Genomic DNA, 18,620 nt, shown 5'->3' on the forward strand with positions numbered 1-18,620 from the left:
TTCTGTTCGGGATTTAATTCTATAGATTTCTTAAGGGCTGGCAGTGCTTTCACGGTATTATCCATCTCGAGGTAGACCAGACCAAGCTGATTGAAGACATTGTAGTCATGATTGTTTATACTTATAAATTTCTCTAATTGTATCGCTGCCTCTTTCCAGCGCTTGGCCTTCTGGTATAAGTCTGCCAGATTTAACAAAGCATCCGAATAGTCTTCTTTGATGGCAAGTGCTTTCAAAAGATAATTTTCAACTTCCTCAATGTTCCCTCTTGCGTAATGGAGCACCCCGAGATTGTTAAGCGCCTCCACATCTTCGGAATTTTTCTCCAAAAGACTCAAAAAGCATTTTTCCGCCTCTTCGATCTTCCCTTCAGCAAAAAGCGCTTCGCCCTGTTTTAGTTTGTCTTCCATTAAGAAATCCTTTTTAGTCCTTTTAATCTATTCATGCCTAGAAAGCATTACGGAAAGGCAATAAATGCATGGATTATTCATCCACTTGGGGTAAGCTACAATTCCGCAAACGAAAGAGCCGACACACCCTGACCAAGCGGAAGGGCAACCTCTCCAGGGTGCACCACGTACCCGGGCATTGCCTTGTCTCCCAGATCCTTTTGGAAAGTCTTGACGGCTGAAGCCATGGTCGGACGCGGAGTGGCTGAGAGCTTTACCTCGATGGGCACAAGTTTCCCGTTGGTCTCGACCACGATATCCACCTCTGTTCCTGCCATAGTTCGCCAGAAATAAACCTGTGGATCAATGCCGCGATGCGTAAGGGTCTTCACGATCTCGGAAAGCACTGCGGTCTCCATGATTGCTCCGCCCATAGGCCCGGAAGCCGCATGCTCGGGGCTTTTAAGGCCTGCGAGATAGCAGAGTGTTCCCATATCCATAAAAAATATCTTTGGCGTTTTGACAAGCCTTTTCCCAACGTTAGCGAAGTATGGGCGTAGCACGATTATCTGGTATGTGGCCTCAAGCACAGACAGCCACGCCTTGGCCGTGTTGACGGCAATACCGAGATCTCGAGATAGTTCCGTCAGGTTAAGGAGTTGGGCGCTCCGAGCTGCCAACGCCCGAAGGAAATTCTGGAACTGGGAGAGGTCCCCGACCTGCCGGAGAGTACGCACGTCCCGTTCCAAATACGTCTGAACGTAGCCGGCATGCCAAAGGTTGATATCGCGCTCAGGATGTGCCAGGAGTTCGGGATAACCGCCTCGCAGAAACCCTTTCCAGAGTTCACGATATGAATATGTTATTTCCGGAGACGACCGTCGCTTAGAGTCCCACGGCAGAGAAATCTGCGGCCGTCCCTCCGCCTCACGACGCGAAAGCGGCAGGAGGCGCAATATGGCAGCGCGGCCGGCTAGAGACTCAGTCACCTTCTCCATAAGCAGCAAATTTTGTGAGCCAGTCAACAGATACTGTCCACTACGATCCCGGTCAGCATCAATTTTTTCTTTCACATAGGGAAGCAGATTGGGAGCGTATTGCACCTCATCGAATATCACCGGTGAAGGATACATCTCGAGGAAACCGCGCGGGTCTTCCAGCGCAGCAGCCCGGACATCAGGGGGTTCCAGTGACACGTAGCCACAGCTCTTGCCGAAAAGATATTGTAAGAGCGTCGTTTTCCCGGACTGGCGCGGCCCGGTCAGCACCACCGCAGGAAACTCTGAGGCGGCTCTCTTGATGATCGGCTCCAACGTTCTCTTAATATAGTTCTGGATCATAGCAAATCTCTTTGGTGGAAATTATGCATTTCAAATGCAAAATGTCAAGCAGAAAATCGGCGGAACTTGGTGGGTCACTATGAAAATATAGCATCCATAGTCTGTTAACTACACCATCCATGTTCAACGTGTTTAACCCCTTCCTCGCTCTGGCTATATTGCTTTCCGCAGTCATTACAGAGGGCAATTCCATCCTGGAATTGTATTTGATGACCACACTCGCATATCCAGCCGGAAATCCTTGCCGGGTTGCCGAGTACAAGGGCGTAATCCGGCACATCTTTGGTCACCACCGCTCCTGCGCCGATAAAAGCGTAGCTACCTATGGTGTGCCCGCATACGATGGTGGCATTGGCCCCGATAGTTGCGCCCTTTTTGACCAGGGTTTTTTTGAATTCGTGTTTTCTGGAAATATTACTCCGTGGATTGATAACATTGGTGAAGACCATGGAAGGACCGCAAAAGACATCATCTTCAAGGGTCACTCCTTTGTAAACTGAGACATTGTTCTGGATTTTGACGTTGCGGCCTATTTTAGCGCCGGAAGAGATGACCACATTTTGCCCAATGTTGCATCCCCCTCCTATTTCAGCGCCGGACATGATGTGGCTGAAATGCCATATTTTTGTTTCTTTTCCAATCCGGCATGGCGCATCAATAACGGATGTTTCATGCGCAAAAAACGATTCCGAATGGGAGCTACCGTTCATGTCAATGACAGCCCCCTGATGTTCCAGAGATTCCTGGCAGGCGTTTAACACCTTCAGTACCTGGATTCCGTTGTTTCCATCTGTTTTTGGTGTTCTGTCAGATTCGATGCACTCCAGGAAGTGGGCACATTCTGCCTTAAGGGGTTCGTCAGATTCAATTGGAACGATTTGCGCTTTATTTTTTCTGGCAACAGGCCGGCGGTTCACCCATTCAACCCCCTTATCATGTATCTGGAGCTTGCCTTCGGACAGGGTATCATCAAAGACCGCCATTTTTTTGTCGCCCACGACCACAAGTTTCTGTTCTTTGTCAGGATGCAGCCAACTGACAAAGATATGCCCCTTAACCCCGCTTTTGAAAGAAAGCATGCTCATGGTCACGTCGGCAATATCCCTGTTTAAATAATTGCCGCCCTGGGCCATGACCTGTGTCGGCATCTCTTCCAATAGATGGAGAATGACCGAAATATCGTGGGGGGCAAAGCTCCACAGGATGTTTTCTTCGCTGCGAAATTTGCCCAGATTGAGCCTGTTGGAATAAATGTAATTGATTTTGCCCAACTCACCCGAATCAACAATCTCCTTAAGCTTGATGATGGCCGGATGATAGAGAAGTATGTGCCCTACCATCAGTTTAAGATTGCGGTCGCGTGCAATCCGGTGGAGCTCTTCAGCCTCACCACCTACAATGGCCAGCGGTTTTTCCACAAACGTATGCTTGCCTGCCGATAAGGCCCTTTTAGCTAACTCAAAATGGGTTTCTGCCGGCGTGGCGATAACTACAGCGTCTATCGCGGGATTCTCCAGTATTGCCTCAAAGGAGGTTTGAAACTTTTTATCCGGATATTTCTCCTGAAACGATTTGAGGGTCGCGGTGTTTTTGTCACAAATCGTGTGAAGCGCACCCAGTTCGGCAAAATTGCGAACTAAATTTTTCCCCCAGTACCCGGATCCAACTACTGCAACATTAATCATGGTTTAAGTTTCCCCGTTAAAAAACTTATTAACTTCCGCCTTCACAACCTCCGCTACTCTGTCCGCCAGAAGATCGATTCGGTTTGAATTTGAGCTATCTCCTCTGTCACCATTACTGAGTTTTTTCTTAATCTCAAGCAGGCTTATCCCTTTATTTCTCAATTTTTTGATCTCATAAATTACGGAGATTTGTTCATCGCTATAGCGCCTCTGCCCCCCGCGGGTTCTCAAGGGCACAAGAATGCCATCCAGCTCTTTCTCCCAGAAACGCAGGGTAGGTTTTGGCACATTGAGGAGTGTACTAACTTCTTGAATACTTATTAGGTTGTTTTCTTGCATGGCGTGAAGAAACCTTTGGACAAGCTCCGCCCCCCTGGGTTACATACCGAGAGGCATCCCAACTTACTGAATTATAAGTTTTTTTGACAGGATTTACAGGATGATCATGATGTAAGAAAAAAAGAAAACATATAAATCTCGTTAATCCTGTCAAAGATATTGGTAACTGCTCAATTTTCAGACTTCAGCCTATCCACCTGAGTAGTTACGATATTGTTATTCTTATCGGTAAACTTAAAAATTAACTTTAACTTTAAGTTAAGCAACTTATGTGCCATAAAAGACAAATGTGTTAATATCTATTAAAGTCAGTTTGTTATGCCAAGATGAGAGTTAAGCAATATTTAAAGGCAGGAAAAATGTTCAGGGTTTTGACGCGGGGGTAGGAAAATATGTGATATGAAGAAATACGACAGCAAAAGGTCCGGCTCGGGATAAGCCTCTACAATGAGATCATAACTACTTTCCGGTTTCAGACAGCCTGTTTGCCAGCCCTGAAAGACGATTTCCTGATCTGTCGTTTTTCAATGCAATATCTATGGCTTTTTTTGAGCCCACAAGTATTACCAGTTTTTTGCCCCTTGTTATTGCCGTATACAGCAGATTCCTCTGGAGCAAAGCAAAATGCCGGGTCATTATCGGCACGATCACCGCGGGATACTCCGACCCCTGTGACTTATGCACGGTTATAGCATACGCCAGTGAAAGCTCCTCTGTTTCCGCAAAATCATAGGCAACTATCCTGCCGTAGTAATCCACGGAAAGCCGGCTGTTTGCCGTATCAATGGAGGTAACCGTTCCAATATCACCGTTAAAAACCTCTTTTTGATAATTGTTTTTCAAATGCATGACTTTGTCATCTATATTAAAACGACCGCCTTTACGCGCAGAGCCTGGGTTTAAAGCCTTTTGAAGCGCCTTGTTCAGGTTGGCGGTGCCTGCCTCTCCCTTGTGCATCGGGGTTAATACCTGAATATCATTTATACAATCAAAATTGAAAACCTTTGGAATTCTTTTGGTGCATAGTTCAACTATTGTTTTAACAGCCCTGTCCGGATTGTTTTGCTCAATAAAGTAAAACTCAGACAGGTTTTCAGATATATAATCCTTTGTGAGGTCAGGCATCTTCCCTTCACGGACTCTGTGTGCATTCATAATAATGGGGCTCTCCTGAGCCTGCCTGAAAATCTTCTTCAGCTCAAAAGTTTTTATTATTTTTGAATTGATAATATCGGCAAGAACATTTCCAGGGCCGACCGATGGAAGCTGGAAAGTATCTCCGACCAGTATTAATACACAGTGCATGGAAATTGCCTTAAGCAGATAAAACATTAAATATACATCCACCATCGAGGCCTCATCAATGATTATCGCATCTGCGTCAAGCGGATTATCCTGATTTTTATCAAAAAAACCATCCTTGAAATTATATCCCAGAATTTTGTGGATGGTGCTTGCCTCCCTGCGGGTAACCTCTGAAAGACGCCTGGCCGCCCGTCCGGTCGGGGCCGCAAGAATGATTCTCTTTCCAAGAAGTTCAAAGACGGCATTAATAGATCTGATAAGTGTTGTTTTGCCTGTTCCAGGGCCTCCGGTTATTACGATAACCCTGTGAGAAAGACACTCCCGCAAAACATCGAGCTGCTCGGAAGAAAGTTTGATGGCAAGTTTTCTCAATACTTCCTGCGTAATCTGCTGCGAATCTATACGCAAAGGAGGAATTGGAACAGATAAAACAGCCTTTAATCTGTCGGAGATACCTTTTTCCGCCTCATGCAGGCTTTTTAGATAAACAGCGCCGGTCTCAGCGCCCGCAGTTTTTTCTATAACCAGTTCCCCTGCATCGGCAAGGGCAAGCATGGCATCTTCGGTTTTACTTCGCTCAATCTTAAAAATATTCTCGCAGCGTTTAAGGATCTGCTCTTCATGGGCAAAAGTATCCCCTTGTGCGACAAATTGTTCTATGATGTGAATAATACATGCATTAATCCTTTCCGGCTTATCCTTTGGAATGCCCAGGTTCTGAGCGATGCTGTCGGCAATATAAAAGCCGATTCCAGAGATATCACCGGCTATGCGGTAAGGATCATTCTGGATGATATCAACGGCATCATTTCCATACTCTTTAAATATTTTTGCGGTGTATGAAGTTGCAATTTTGTTTTCCTGAAGAAAGCGCATAATATCTCTTATTACATGTTGCTCTCTCCAGGAATTGCCTATATGCGCTGCCTTTACCTTGCCTATTCCTTTAACCTCGGCGAGCTTTTCAGGATTGTTTTCAATTATCTCAAGGGTTCTATCTCCATAATGGTTAATAATGGCCGCAACAATTTTCGGGCCTATCCCCTTAATAAAACCTGATTCAAGATACTTTTTTATTTCATCAGCGCTTGAGGGAAGGACAACTTCAAATGACTCGACCTTTAATTGCCGGCCATATTTTGGGTGTGTCTCCCATCTGCCTTTTATTTTAAGAGTTTCGCCAGGGCTGACAGCCGGCATGAACCCTATAACGGTTACAGATGTTTGATCTTTGTCTGTCTTTAATCGCGCGACAGTATAATGGTTTTCTTCATTATAGTAGGTAATTCTTTCAAGATGTCCCTGGAGAGTTATCATAAGGAAAGGCTGCTTATCCAGATCGCAGCATCATAGAGATTAGAAGCTGTATAATCAGGAAAAATTTTCCTTTCCGACAGGAGCCTTTCAGCATTTAAAAAGTTTTCGCTCTTTACCAGAACACTCAACCCGCAACCTGCCCTGCGCGCGCACTCAATATCCTTTGCATTGTCGCCCACCATTATTGAAGCTGCAAGATCGATTTGGTATTTTTTTTGCGCCTGGTATATCAATCCTGGTTCAGGCTTGCGGCAATCGCATCCTTCTTCAGGAGTATGCGGGCAAAAGAAAATATCCTTTATCTCGCCGCCCCCTGATTTAATCGCTTTTTTCATCAGGGCATGAATATGCTCAAGCCCATCCCTTGATATCATGTTGCGATTTATTGCAGACTGGTTTGTAATAATTATAGTGGCAAATCCATTTGAATTTAAAAGCCTTATCGCTTCAATACTTTGGGGAAGAAACTCAAATTCCTCCCAGGTTTTTATGTAGTCCGGCGAATCCCTGTTTATAACACCGTCTCTGTCAAGAAAAACAACCCTTTGCATTATTATCTTACTCCATCATCGTATCTATTCAGATGGTATTATACTCAAGTTTCGCACCCTTGATTTCTATCAAAGTCAAGGCGGTAAAGGAGCCAAATTCAATTTTTCAAGCGAAATAATTTATCGGTCTTTTTTAACCAGCACTCCACGACTTGTGCCAAGAACAGGCACAAAGAATATATAACTTACTGAATTCATACGTGGTTTGAAGCATTGTATTAATGTCTGTTATTGGTGCCGTTGTCGAAGCTTAAGGTCTAATATTTCGCTTTAAAAATTTATTTTGGCCCTTATCGTCTAAAGGATTTGCTAAATAAAAAGGGTGCGAAACTTGAGTATTATATTACCGCCGTGAATAAGTATATCTACTCTGCAATTGCAAAAGCCCCTTTAAATCCCTCTTTTATCAGGAAGGTTTCATACTCTATTGCCTTTTGCAAAGTTGAGCATCGGCCCGCACGCACTCTGTAAAATGTTTCATATCCATTGTTAAAGGTAGTAACATGAACATTCTTATATGTTAAATCAAGTTTTTGCTTTAATCTCTCAGCATTGTCGCGATCAACAAATGCCCCTATTTGAACGGTAAAGTCCCCTTTATAGTAATCTATTGGAACATAGGATGGGCCGGAATCCTTTTTTGCCGTTGATGGAGAAGGGATTCCAAGCGCTGTTATTTGAACCGGCGCTGTGCCCGGGCCGACAATGCCCAGCTTTTTTGCCCCGGTATAGGAAAGATCTATTATTCTGCCGCGGACAAACGGCCCTCGATCATTAATCCTTACATCAATCTCTTTGTTGTTTTGAAGATTTTTCACCCTTACACAGGTGCCAAGCGGCAGGGTTTTATGCGCTGCCGTCATTGCATACATATTATACGTCTCTCCGTTTGCGGTCTTCCTTCCGTGGAACTTTTCGCCATACCATGATGCCTTTCCGCTCTGGCTGAAACCTTGAGAATGAGGAATAGGCTGGTACCAGTTACCCATGACCTTATATGGTTTTGGATATCCGGCAACCCTCTGAGGAGACTTTGTCTTTGAGCAACCAAAAGCAGAAAACAACAGGCCGCAGCCGGCAAAGAAAGTTAAAAATATATAAAGGCTATTCTTTTTTATCATTTGCAAAAACTTTACCACAGTTCACAGAGGGCACCGAGTATAAATCAATATTGATAGTTTTTTATTTTTTTATTTCTCAAGCGCGATTTTCAAAACATCCATCATTTTGTCAACAAAGTAAAAATGGATTTCATTTTTAACCTTTTCAGGTATGTCCTCTAAATCCTTCTTATTCCAGCTTGGCATAATAATTGTTTTTATGCCTGCTCGATGAGCCGCAAGGATCTTTTCCTTTATGCCACCAACCGGCAGCACCTGACCTCTCAGGGTTATTTCACCGGTCATGGCAAGATCCTTTTGAATCTTTTTATGCGTAAGAAGTGAAACCAGGGCGGTAAGCATGGTAACGCCCGCGGAAGGGCCGTCTTTGGGTATGGCTCCCGCCGGTATATGAATATGTATATCCTGAGTTTCAAAAAAATCTTCGGCAATACCAAGGGGAATGGCATTACTACGTACGAAACTAAGAGCCGTTGTCGCGGATTCCTTCATCACATCGCCTAACTGTCCGGTTAAGGTAAGATCCTTTTTGCCCTTCATTGCGGTGGCTTCAACAAACAGAAGTTCGCCACCTGCCTGTGTCCAGGCAAGCCCCATGGCTAAACCGGGGGTTAAAGTTCTTGCGCTGACTTCCGAAGCAAATCGAACAGAGCCGATATAAACCGCAACATCCTTAACCGTTATTTTCGCAGATTCCGCCTCGCCTTCAGCTATCCTTGTCGCGACCCCCCTGCAAATGGTCGCGATTTCACGCTCCAGATTTCTCAGGCCGGCCTCTCGTGTATAGCCTGAAATTATCTTCTGCAATACCCCTTTTGAAAAGGATATCTGAGAGGCTTTAAGGCCATGTGCTTCACGCTGGCGTGGTATAAGATACCGTGTCGCAATTCTAATCTTTTCGTCCTGTGTATAACCTAAAAGTTCCAGTACCTCCATTCTGTCCCTCAATGCAGGAGGTATGGGTTCAAGAATATTTGCGGTGGTAATAAACATTACCTTTGACAGATCAAACGACACGTCCAGGTAATGATCTGTAAAGGAAAAATTCTGCTCCGGATCAAGAACCTCCAGCAGGGCTGATGATGGATCTCCTCGAAAATCACTCCCAAGCTTGTCTATTTCATCCAGCATAAAAACAGGATTGTTTGATTCAGCGCGTCTTATGCCCTGAATTATCCGGCCGGGAAGCGCGCCGACATAAGTTCGCCGATGCCCCCTGATCTCAGCCTCGTCTCTGACGCCACCTAATGAAATGCGGATAAATTTTCGTCCCAAAGCCTTTGCTATTGACATTCCCAGGGATGTCTTGCCGGTTCCCGGAGGACCGGCAAAGCACAGTATCGGCCCCTTTGATTCAGGCTTTAACTTGCGAACGGCAAGATATTCTATAATACGCTTTTTTGGTTTCTTGAGTCCGAAATGGTCTTCATCTAATATCCTTCTTGCCTTTTTTATATCAAGGTTGTCCGTGGTGCTTTCATACCAGGGAAGAACGGTCAACCAGTCAAGATAGGTCGACGCTACAGTATATTCGGCAGAAGACGGGTGCATGCGGGACAGGCGGTTGATTTCCCGTTCAGCCTCTTTGCGGGCCTCTTCGGGAAGCTTTTTCTCCTTTATTTTTGCCTTGTATTCTTCAATTTCAACAGCGGTTTCATCCTTTTCACCTAATTCTTCCCTGATAGCATTAAGTTGCTGATGCAGATAATACTCCCTCTGCTGCTTATCCATGCCTCCCTTCACCTGAGACTGTATCTTGTTCCCTAATTCTAAAACCTCTACCTGGTAATTTAAAAGCCTTGTAACCTCTTTTAATCGTTTTTTAACATCAAAAATTTCTAAAACCTTTTGTTTTTCTTCAAGTGTTGCGTTAATAAGCGAAGCAACCATATCTGCTAATGTACCGGATTCCTGTATCGACTTCGCCATTGCCGCGATTTCCTGCGGCAAACCAGGAGAAAGCTCAACCACCCTGGCAAACAGACTAATAATATTTGCCGTCAGTGCATCAGTTTCCTTGTCTTTCTCTTCTTTATCCTTAATATACTCCACTCGTGCCTGAAGATAGGGCTTTGTTTTTATAAAATCCTTTACCCTGAACCTGCTTAAACCCTGGACAAGTAATTGAGTCGTATTATCTTCGGACTTTGCCATTTTAAGTATAAAAGCGCTTATGCCTACCGAATATAAATCATCAGGCGTATAACTGGATTTAATTTTCATTTCTTTAGCAATAATAAGCCCTATAATACGATCTTTAGACATTGCCTCATCCACCAGTTGCACCGATTCCTTTTGCATGGCTATAACAGGCACAACCATTTTAGGGAAAAGCGCTGTATCAATTAAAGGCAAAACAGGAAGAACTTCCGGAACAGTTTTAGCTCCTATCCCGTCATGCAGTAGCTGCTCTGTCATAGGTACCTCCAAAAAATGATAAGAAATATAAAACGGCTATCCACCTGAAATCGGTATCCTGTGCGTTCTATCAGCCGGCAATTTAGCAAGCCTGATCTGAAGCAAACCATTTGAATATGTTGCAATTACCTTATCAACATCAATAGGAACCGGAAGAAACAATATTCGCTCAAATCTGCCATACTGGATCTCTGCCAGTCTGTATGTTGAATTTTTAACTCTGGGTATTTCAGAGCGGTTGCCATAAATTTTGGCTGCCCTGGTGTTGATTTCCACGCCCAGATTCTCTTTGTCCACACCTGCAATTTCGGCTATAATAATTATTTCTTCATCTGTTTCATATATATCCATCTGAGGCTTCCACACCCCTTCGGAAAGAGCGAAGAGCGGACTCATTGATCGAAACATACCCTCAATACATTTTCCTGTGTCTGAATTTAAGCGATCAGGTCCCTTGCTGAATTTTATTTTAATATAATCCATTTTTTGCTCCTGATTTTATACGGACATAAAGATAAAACCTATGCAATAAACTTGATGGACTGGTAAGATGAATTCGTTTTTTTTACGAGTTCATCAATATTATAAAAAATATCATCACAAAAAAAATTTGTAAAGAAGAGAGTGGCGTTAAACACTTTGATTGCCTTTTATCTATAAATACCTTATTGAACCGATATGATCGGCAGGCGCAACTCTTCACGTAAATTCGTTATTGGCTCACAGTACTTTATATACTTTGGCGTAATGGGCATTTTTTTGCCCTATTTTAATCTATACTGTTTTCACATCGGTTTCAGCGGTTTTCAAATAAGTGCTCTATCAGCCTTAAGAACAATAGCTATTATCTTATTCCCCTTGTTCTGGGGAGCCATGGCAGATCGCTTCCACATCAGGAAACCGATATATATATTATGTAATTTTATCAGCACTGCAATATGGGCATTTTTCATATTTACTGCCGACTTTTGGCCGATGTTTGTCCTTACCATCTTTTACGGTATTTTTTATGCTCCCATTATCTCCCTCCTTGAAGCATTTACAATCGATGTATTAGGCAAAGAAAAAAAAAGCTACGGCTCATTAAGAGTCTGGGGCTCAATAGCCTTTATAACGGTTGTCATAATTTTAGGCAAAATAATCGATCTGTATTCCATAAAAATAATTATTATACTTATTTTCGCAGGGTCTCTGGCCCAGGCTTTTATTTCCACGAAAATTCCGGATATCGTCACTTTTAAAAAGCAGGCTTATACTTCCAACGCAAAGGTTCTTCTTAAAAAACCGGTTATTGTCTTTCTTTTTTGCGCTTTTTTAATGTTGGCAAGCCACGGAGCCTACTATACCTTTTTTTCCATTCACCTTGCAAATATGGGGTATAGCAGCACATTTATCGGAATTGCCTGGGCCCTGGCATCATTTTCGGAAATCATTGTAATGATAAAATCGGACATAATATTCAAACGCTACTCAATGGAAAATGTCCTGGTGTTTTCATTTGCTGTGGCAACTTTAAGATGGCTGATACTTTTTTTCGCAGAATCTCCGTTAATAATCCTGCTTTCACAGACTCTTCATGCAATAACTTACGGATCATTTCATGTTGCAAGCATACTCTATATAGATTCGCTGACTCCGGATAAAGCCAAAACCCTGGGACAGGCCGCAAATAATGCCGTAACTTACGGGCTCGGCATGACAATAGGATTTTTAATCAGCGGCTGGTTGTATGAAAGCATGGGTTCATTTGCCATGTTTCTTGTCAGCGCTTTTATTGCGCTTGTGGGCGGAGCTGTATTTAAAGGATCGCAGATGATGCCGTGGCAACTTAAAAAATCGTAAAGAAAGAACCAGCCACAGACCCACACAGACAGGCACAGATAAAACAATAAAAGTCTATGGAACCAGGCAAAGAACTAATAACTCAAGGCGGTAAAAGAGCCAAATTTATTTTGGCCCTTGCCGTTTGAAAAAGGCTTTAATAAATAAAAGGGGGGCGAAACTTGAGTTAATGACACTTTGAAATATAATAACGCGCCTGGTCTGAATCTTTAAACTTTTTAAAATAGGAAATTGCTTTGTTATACTTTCCTGTATTCATGCAACTTATCCCAAGACAGATATGGAGCTGCTCACTGTCCGGAAATTTCTCAATACCGTCTGAAAGGATGCTGATTGATTCCTCGTACAACCTCTTTTTTTGCTTAATAATACCTAATCCTAAATATGCTCGATGATCAGGATAATAACCCAGAGACTTTTCATACAGTCTTTCAGCAACCCCTTCTTTATCTTTTACAACTTCAATTCCGGAATAATCGCCATAGTCAAAGGTCATTGCAAGCCTTGAACAGAAATCGGAATGTAGTTTGTAAAATTCCTTATCATCTATGAGTTCAACTTCATCGGCAAAACCGGAGATGTTTTTGTGAAAGTCGGTTCTGAGTTTTTTCCCAAAAGCCAGTATCAACTCCCTGGATAAGGCCGGATCGGTTTCAAAATACATAATATCTTCTACCCTCTTTAGCCAGACATTGTCGGTTTGCTTAGCTCTCTTTTTAAAATCCGAATAAAGGGCCGTTCCTGGAAATATATCAAGTATGTAAAAAATAGCGGCAAGCGGTTTGATTTCATGAATCAAATCAATGGTCTCCTGAATCGTATCCCGGCTTTCTCCAGGACAACCATAAATAAAATAGGCCCGTGGCAGTATGCCGTACTTTGTTGTCAGCGCAAAGGCTGTTTTGATTTGATCGGTCTTAATATTTTTATTCAGGAGATCTCTTATCTTCTCAGAACCGCTTTCCACCCCATAGCTGATCTGAATGCAGCCGGCCTTTCTCATCCAGCATAAAATCTCTTCGCTTACATGATTAACCCGAGAAATTGCCACCCAGACGATTTGGAGGCCTCTTTCAATAATCTTTTTACAAACCTCTATCATCAGATCTTTTTTGAACGTAAATGTATCATCTGAAAAATAAAAAAAGGTAACCCCCTTTTCATAAAGCAGCTCTATCTGTTGGACAAAATAGTCGGCGGAATGGAACCTGACCTTATGTCCCCAAAGCTTGGGCGACCCGCAAAAGGTGCAGTTTCCGGGACAACCCCGGGTCAAAGCAACATGTTGATATTTAAAATATTTTGCAGGAACAGGCAATTCGTCGAGGTTCTGAATTTTATCAGCAGGCTTGTTCTTAACTGCTTTGCCGTCTTTTCTGAAAGCGATTCCCTTAATATTTTTTATGTTTTCATGCCCTGTCTTATCAAAACAATTCTTTTGAAAGCATTTAATCAGGCTTAAAAAGGTGTACTCACCTTCTCCTATTACGGCAAAATCGATCTCCTTGAAATATGTTAAAAGATGCTCCCATAAAAATGTGGCGCCGACCCCTCCAAAAACAATCTTTACATCCGGATCAAGCTGTTTCGCAATCCTGGCGATATCTATGGCGCCCCAGCGGTTTGCGTGCACTATGGAAAAACCTATCACATCAGGCTTCTTTTCGATAAAGGTCTCTTTTATTTTTTGAGGTGTTTCATTAATATCATGCCAGTTCAGTATTTCTACATCATAATTATTCTCCTTTAGCAGGGCCCCTATATAGTAAAGCCCTATCGGCACAAAACTAACCTCTTCGGCATGAACCCTGCCTTCAAGACAATATGGATATATGAGTAGTATTTTCATTTTGGGCAATATTATTATGAGACCATTGAAGCCGGTCAAATGACCTGTTTTTATTTATGAAATACTGGTGATACCAATATCTTCCCGCTTAAGAACGGGGACGAAGACAAACCCGGATTCCGTCATTTATTGTATCATCAGGATGGGTAATCACCTGTTCCCCCTGAGCCAGTCCGGAGATCACCTCCGCCATTAAACCGCCGTGTTGACCAACCTCAATCTTTCGGAGAACTGCTCTGTTGTTTTCAAACACAAACACCGCCCATTGCTCGCCTTTGCGAAATAATGCGCTCGACGGAATCTGAATGATGTTTTCACCCTCCCAGAGAATAAAGCTTGCTTCGACCCGATAGCCATGGCCGAGTCGCTTCCAGAGCTTTGGCTCAGAAGTTATATCCGCCACAACCAGCACCCGCTGTTCCTCAACACCTAAGGCAGAAGCCTTTGTAAATCCCACAGGCTCGACAACCCTTACCCTGCCTTCAAGCTTCTGTTTGCCGCCCCAGCGATCAAAAAGCACCCGGGTTCCAGATGCAATACGCACAGCATTGGATGACAGCACATCTATTTCCACCTCAAGAGCTCGCGCATCGCCTATCTCAACCAGCGCCTGCCCCACATTCACCACCCCCTCACTCTGGTGGTAAACCTGCAATACCTGCCCATTCACAGGCGACTTAATCGCGACCTTTTCCGGCAACATGCCATCATTTCTGGCTGCCGAGTACTCAAGCGCGGTTAGCGCGGCATCCAGCTCAAAACGCGCGACCTCGACCGTAAACTCGACCGATCGGCGGACGGCTTCGGTCCGACGCGCCAGCGCCTCAGCTCTGTCAAACTCCTCCTGAGATATACTGGCCCTTTCACGCAGCCTCTTCTTTCGCTCATATTCAATTACGGCAAGATCCGCGTCTGCTCGGGCGGCGAAGGAATTTTCCTGCGCAACACGCATCGCTGACTTTGCCGCCGCCACCTTGGCATTTGCTTCTGCCCGGCTGCGCGGATCAAGGACATCGGAACGCAGCGGCTCCAGATCAACAAGGACATGTCCCTGAGTTACACTGTCACCAACATCCAGCTCAACACGACGCGCAAAACCGGCTACAGGAGCCGAGACAATAAAACGGTCGATTACCCTGGTTTTACCCTCCTCTTCCACCGTAACCGTCATGGGACCGCAAGTCACCTCCATAACATCAACCAGAACAGGCTTTGGCCAGAACCCATAAATAACAGCCGTCAAAATAGCAATAAAGAGGATGAAGAAACCTGTGAGTCTGCTCCAATTCATTTTTGTTTACTCCCCTGTTTTCAAAACCGCGATCAGATCAAGTCGATCAAGTCTGCGTCGCACGATCGACCCTGATATTGTGGCCGAAACCAGCACTACCGTTGCTGCAAGGGTATATGTGCCTGATTCAATTATCAGCGGAATCCGGTATAGATCTGTCTGTAGTTGATCAACAAAATAGGCGCATAAAATATAACCGATAAGACAACCGAGCGGAATGGCGGCAAGTGTCAGCACAGCAAGCTCGCCGAGCAAAATATATGATATCTCACCGCGCGTTAAACCCAGAACCCGCATGCTTGCCAGCTCTCTGCTGCGCTCTGAAAGAGCAATCCTTGCGCTGTTATATACCACGCCAAATGCGATAGTGGCCGCAAACATTATCATAAAGGATGTATATACAATCAACTGTTCACTAATGGTTTCATAGAAACTTTTCACCGCATTCCTGCGCTCAACAATGCCTGCAATACGCGGCATTTCATTCAGTCTGCTCAAAATTTCAGGATGATAATAAGGATCGGCCGCCAGATAGACCCCTGAGATAACATTGCCTTCTTGCATCAAATTATTAAGCGCATCTATGTTCATGTAAGCCGAAACTCCTATGTACTGGCTTACCAGTCCGGCCACCAATACCATACGAACAGGCCGGCTTCCTTCAAGCACCTCTACGCTTAATTTGTCCCCGGCGCGAATGCCAAGAATATCGCCAAGATAATCTGTTAACAAAATCCCTTCCCGAGGCGGATCAAACGGCCGGAGTCTTTTATTAAGAAGTCGCTGCAAATCGCCGCCCGGCTTAACCCCCATAATAGCGGTGCGATAAGTGCGATGCTGGTATCGCAGGCGCACCGGAACCGAACGAAAGGCTTCGCCATACTCGATGCCCGGCAGGCTTTGCAATTCAAACAGCGCGCGTTTAGAAGCAGGCTCTACAAATGTAACGGCAAGATCTTCCCGCTGCGACAGTCGGAAATGCACATCCACCATAAAGTCAACAGCCTCCTGGAAAAAACCGCCAACTATCATAATCGCGCAGGCAAATGCAATGCCGATGGTCGATAAAAGCGCCTTGATTGGTTTGCGCTCAATATGCCGAATAATCATCCTGCTCGGCTGCAACATTATTCTCTTTAATCCAATATGTTCAATCCATGTTTCCCTGTATGTTGCCGGCGGTTCCGGACGCATGGCTTCTGCGGGAGGAATTCGCACGCCCTGTTGAACGGAATAAAGCGCGCCGGTTATCCCCGCTGTTATACTTATTAATGCGGCAATAGCGGCAACACCCGGCTGAAATTCATATATTAAAAATGGAAAACGGTAATATTCCATATACAATTCACTTAATCCTCTTCCAAACCACACGCCTGACAAAACACCCCCGGCCACACCAAGCAATATTATCAAAACGATCAGTTTCAAATAATGCAGGCACACAGCATAATTGCTGTAACCAAATGCCTTTAGCGCGGCCACCTGTTCTCGCTGCATATTTATAAGCCTGCTGACAACAAGATTGAGTAAAAATGCAGCCACCCCTAAAAATATAATCGGAAATATCGTGGCTGTGTTGCCAAGTTGCCGGAACTCCTCGGATAAATAACGATTAGAAAGCTGATCTTTACGACCGTAAGCTCCGAGCCCGCCATAAGGCTCTATTAATTTATCCAGTCTTTCAATAACATCTTCGATCCGCGCGCCAGGAGACAGGGTCAGTGTTACGTTATTAAATGCGCCTTCCATGTTATATGCGGTTCCCAGAGGTTTGCGGCCCATCCATAAAACACCATAGCGCTCAAAGTCAGGGAACAAAGAGCCGGGAGCAATCTGATAAACATGCTCTGGCGACAGCACAATACCGACAATAGTCAGATTTTTGCGTCGTCCATTAATTACAGCGCCCAGTTTACTGCCGGGCTTAAAACCATGCGACCGTGCAAAGGCTTCGCTCACCATAACCTCATCATCCCGCCCTGCCTCGATCATGCGCCCCTGACGCAGGTAAAGTTGGTTAAGCAAAGGCTTGCCGCTATCGGGAACGGAAAACAATTGACCTGTCACAGGCCCGCTGTAACCCTTAATGGTTAAATTAACAGCCGCTGCAACACGTGTTTCAACCATGTCCACTCCGGGTATTTCCTTGATGCGCAAACGCAAACCTTCGGGCGCGCGCTTTAAGGATAAAAAAACATCTGCGAAAAGATATTCCTTGTAAAACTCGGCGCGTGTCTGGCGCAAGGCATTCAGGGTGGTGATAGACATGACAAAGGCGGCAATCCCGCAGGCAACGACAAGAGCTATGGCAAAAGCCTGACCCTTCATGGCATATAGATCACGCAAAAGCTTCCGGTTTAACGCCTTCATATCACTACCATTTTATTTCGCGGGCAGGTTTTCTATGCGCATTACTGCGCACATCGACAATCAATCCATCGGCTAAACATATCACCCGGTCGGCCATGTCGGCAATAGGGGCATTATGGGTGATCAGAATGGTTGTCGTACCCAGGTCGCGGTTGATTTTCTCCAGCGCTTCAAGCACTACAATACCTGTCATAGAATCCAGCGCTCCTGTGGGTTCATCACAAAGCAGAACTTCCGGATTCTTGGCAATAGCGCGCGCGATGGCAACACGCTGTTGTTCGCCGCCTGAGAGTTGAGCAGGAAAATGATCCATCCTGTCATCAAGCCCGACAAGCGCCAGCGCCTCTTCAGGCTTCATTGGGTTTCTGGCGATTTCGGTTACTATCGCGACATTCTCACGTGCTGTAAGGCTGGGCATTAGATTGTAAAACTGGAACACAAATCCAACATGATAACGCCGGTATTGGGTCAGTTTTGAATCGTTTGCCCTGGTCAGATCACAGTCTTTGTAAACCACGCATCCCTCGGTGGCTGTATCCAGACCGCCTAAAATATTCAGCAAAGTCGATTTGCCGCTGCCGGAAGCCCCTAATAAAACAACTAATTCGCCCTGGAAAAGATAAAGATCGATTCCCCGTAGAGCATGAACCTTAACCTCGCCCATATCATAAACTTTGGTTAACCCTTTTACAGAAAATACTGCTTCGTTGTCTTTTAGAGTCTGGTTTGATATGCGGCTTTTATCTTCAGGCATTAGCATCAAATCTTGTTCAAGTATTGGTGGTATTGGTATCGCCCGGATA

The 18,620-nt window shown here is 44.5% G+C and carries 14 protein-coding genes; 1 reads left to right on the plus strand and 13 read right to left on the minus strand.

The genetic code is table 11. From position 1 onward, the window contains the following. The 9 genes from VMW78_07920 to VMW78_07960 all read right to left on the minus strand — a co-directional run. A partial coding sequence (locus tag VMW78_07920; GenBank protein ID HUV50928.1) for a tetratricopeptide repeat protein occupies positions 1-410 on the minus strand: 410 nt, incomplete at its 3' end. 95 nt (positions 411-505) lie between these two features. Continuing rightward, positions 506-1,729, minus strand: a complete 1,224-nt coding sequence (locus VMW78_07925) for an ATP-binding protein (protein HUV50929.1) — start codon at positions 1,727-1,729, stop codon at positions 506-508. Positions 1,730-1,833: 104 nt separating this feature from the next. Continuing rightward, on the minus strand, positions 1,834-3,414 hold the full coding sequence (locus tag VMW78_07930) for a Gfo/Idh/MocA family oxidoreductase (protein HUV50930.1): 1,581 nt from the start codon (positions 3,412-3,414) through the stop codon (positions 1,834-1,836). A 3-nt stretch (positions 3,415-3,417) separates the two neighbouring features. Beyond that, a complete protein-coding gene (locus VMW78_07935; GenBank protein ID HUV50931.1) occupies positions 3,418-3,753 on the minus strand; it encodes a MerR family transcriptional regulator in 336 nt (111 codons plus the stop codon). A 459-nt stretch (positions 3,754-4,212) separates the two neighbouring features. Next, positions 4,213-6,375: an ATP-dependent RecD-like DNA helicase gene (locus tag VMW78_07940; GenBank protein ID HUV50932.1), complete on the minus strand. Its 2,163-nt coding sequence runs from the start codon at positions 6,373-6,375 to the stop codon at positions 4,213-4,215. Next, complete coding sequence (gene gmhB / locus VMW78_07945; GenBank protein HUV50933.1) at positions 6,372-6,926, minus strand: D-glycero-beta-D-manno-heptose 1,7-bisphosphate 7-phosphatase; 555 nt, start codon at positions 6,924-6,926, stop codon at positions 6,372-6,374. Before gmhB ends, VMW78_07940 begins: the two co-directional genes overlap by 4 nt. Positions 6,927-7,291: 365 nt before the next feature. Then, a complete protein-coding gene (locus VMW78_07950) occupies positions 7,292-8,047 on the minus strand; it encodes a septal ring lytic transglycosylase RlpA family protein (GenBank protein HUV50934.1) in 756 nt (251 codons plus the stop codon). Positions 8,048-8,116: 69 nt separating this feature from the next. Beyond that, positions 8,117-10,465, minus strand: a complete 2,349-nt coding sequence (lon, locus tag VMW78_07955) for an endopeptidase La (GenBank protein ID HUV50935.1) — start codon at positions 10,463-10,465, stop codon at positions 8,117-8,119. A 36-nt stretch (positions 10,466-10,501) separates the two neighbouring features. Beyond that, positions 10,502-10,948, minus strand: a complete 447-nt coding sequence (locus VMW78_07960) for an Hsp20/alpha crystallin family protein (protein ID HUV50936.1) — start codon at positions 10,946-10,948, stop codon at positions 10,502-10,504. Positions 10,949-11,143: 195 nt separating this feature from the next. Between VMW78_07960 and VMW78_07965 the strand changes: the two genes are divergently transcribed. Beyond that, positions 11,144-12,307, plus strand: a complete 1,164-nt coding sequence (locus VMW78_07965; GenBank protein ID HUV50937.1) for an MFS transporter — start codon at positions 11,144-11,146, stop codon at positions 12,305-12,307. A 166-nt stretch (positions 12,308-12,473) separates the two neighbouring features. Here the strand turns inward: VMW78_07965 and VMW78_07970 are convergent, their stop codons facing one another. The 4 genes from VMW78_07970 to VMW78_07985 all read right to left on the minus strand — a co-directional run bounded on the left by VMW78_07970 (position 12,474) and on the right by VMW78_07985 (position 18,571). Next, positions 12,474-14,156: a radical SAM protein gene (locus VMW78_07970; protein ID HUV50938.1), complete on the minus strand. Its 1,683-nt coding sequence runs from the start codon at positions 14,154-14,156 to the stop codon at positions 12,474-12,476. Between the two features lie 88 nt (positions 14,157-14,244). Continuing rightward, on the minus strand, positions 14,245-15,447 hold the full coding sequence (locus VMW78_07975) for an efflux RND transporter periplasmic adaptor subunit (GenBank protein HUV50939.1): 1,203 nt from the start codon (positions 15,445-15,447) through the stop codon (positions 14,245-14,247). 6 nt (positions 15,448-15,453) lie between these two features. After that, positions 15,454-17,817 carry an FtsX-like permease family protein gene (locus VMW78_07980; GenBank protein HUV50940.1) on the minus strand — a complete coding sequence of 788 codons (2,364 nt, stop codon included), beginning with the start codon at positions 17,815-17,817 and terminating at the stop codon, positions 15,454-15,456. 4 nt (positions 17,818-17,821) lie between these two features. After that, positions 17,822-18,571: an ABC transporter ATP-binding protein gene (locus VMW78_07985; GenBank protein HUV50941.1), complete on the minus strand. Its 750-nt coding sequence runs from the start codon at positions 18,569-18,571 to the stop codon at positions 17,822-17,824. Positions 18,572-18,620: the final 49 nt, after the last annotated feature.

The organism is Anaerolineae bacterium (assembly GCA_035529315.1).
In the GTDB taxonomy this organism is placed as follows: domain Bacteria; phylum Desulfobacterota; class Desulfobacteria; order Desulfobacterales; family ETH-SRB1; genus Desulfaltia.

Excerpts from the sequence above, each read along its gene's own strand:
- VMW78_07925 (HUV50929.1), bottom strand. The coding sequence starts at position 1,729 with ATGATCCAGAACTATATTAAGAGAACGTTGGAGCCGATCATCAAGAGA.
- VMW78_07930 (HUV50930.1), bottom strand. The coding sequence starts at position 3,414 with ATGATTAATGTTGCAGTAGTTGGATCCGGGTACTGGGGGAAAAATTTA.
- VMW78_07935 (HUV50931.1), bottom strand. The coding sequence starts at position 3,753 with ATGCAAGAAAACAACCTAATAAGTATTCAAGAAGTTAGTACACTCCTC.
- VMW78_07940 (HUV50932.1), bottom strand. The coding sequence starts at position 6,375 with ATGATAACTCTCCAGGGACATCTTGAAAGAATTACCTACTATAATGAA.
- gmhB (HUV50933.1), bottom strand. The coding sequence starts at position 6,926 with ATGCAAAGGGTTGTTTTTCTTGACAGAGACGGTGTTATAAACAGGGAT.
- VMW78_07950 (HUV50934.1), bottom strand. The coding sequence starts at position 8,047 with ATGATAAAAAAGAATAGCCTTTATATATTTTTAACTTTCTTTGCCGGC.
- lon (HUV50935.1), bottom strand. The coding sequence starts at position 10,465 with ATGACAGAGCAGCTACTGCATGACGGGATAGGAGCTAAAACTGTTCCG.
- VMW78_07960 (HUV50936.1), bottom strand. The coding sequence starts at position 10,948 with ATGGATTATATTAAAATAAAATTCAGCAAGGGACCTGATCGCTTAAAT.
- VMW78_07965 (HUV50937.1), top strand. The coding sequence starts at position 11,144 with ATGATCGGCAGGCGCAACTCTTCACGTAAATTCGTTATTGGCTCACAG.
- VMW78_07970 (HUV50938.1), bottom strand. The coding sequence starts at position 14,156 with ATGAAAATACTACTCATATATCCATATTGTCTTGAAGGCAGGGTTCAT.
- VMW78_07975 (HUV50939.1), bottom strand. The coding sequence starts at position 15,447 with ATGAATTGGAGCAGACTCACAGGTTTCTTCATCCTCTTTATTGCTATT.
- VMW78_07980 (HUV50940.1), bottom strand. The coding sequence starts at position 17,817 with ATGAAGGCGTTAAACCGGAAGCTTTTGCGTGATCTATATGCCATGAAG.
- VMW78_07985 (HUV50941.1), bottom strand. The coding sequence starts at position 18,571 with ATGCCTGAAGATAAAAGCCGCATATCAAACCAGACTCTAAAAGACAAC.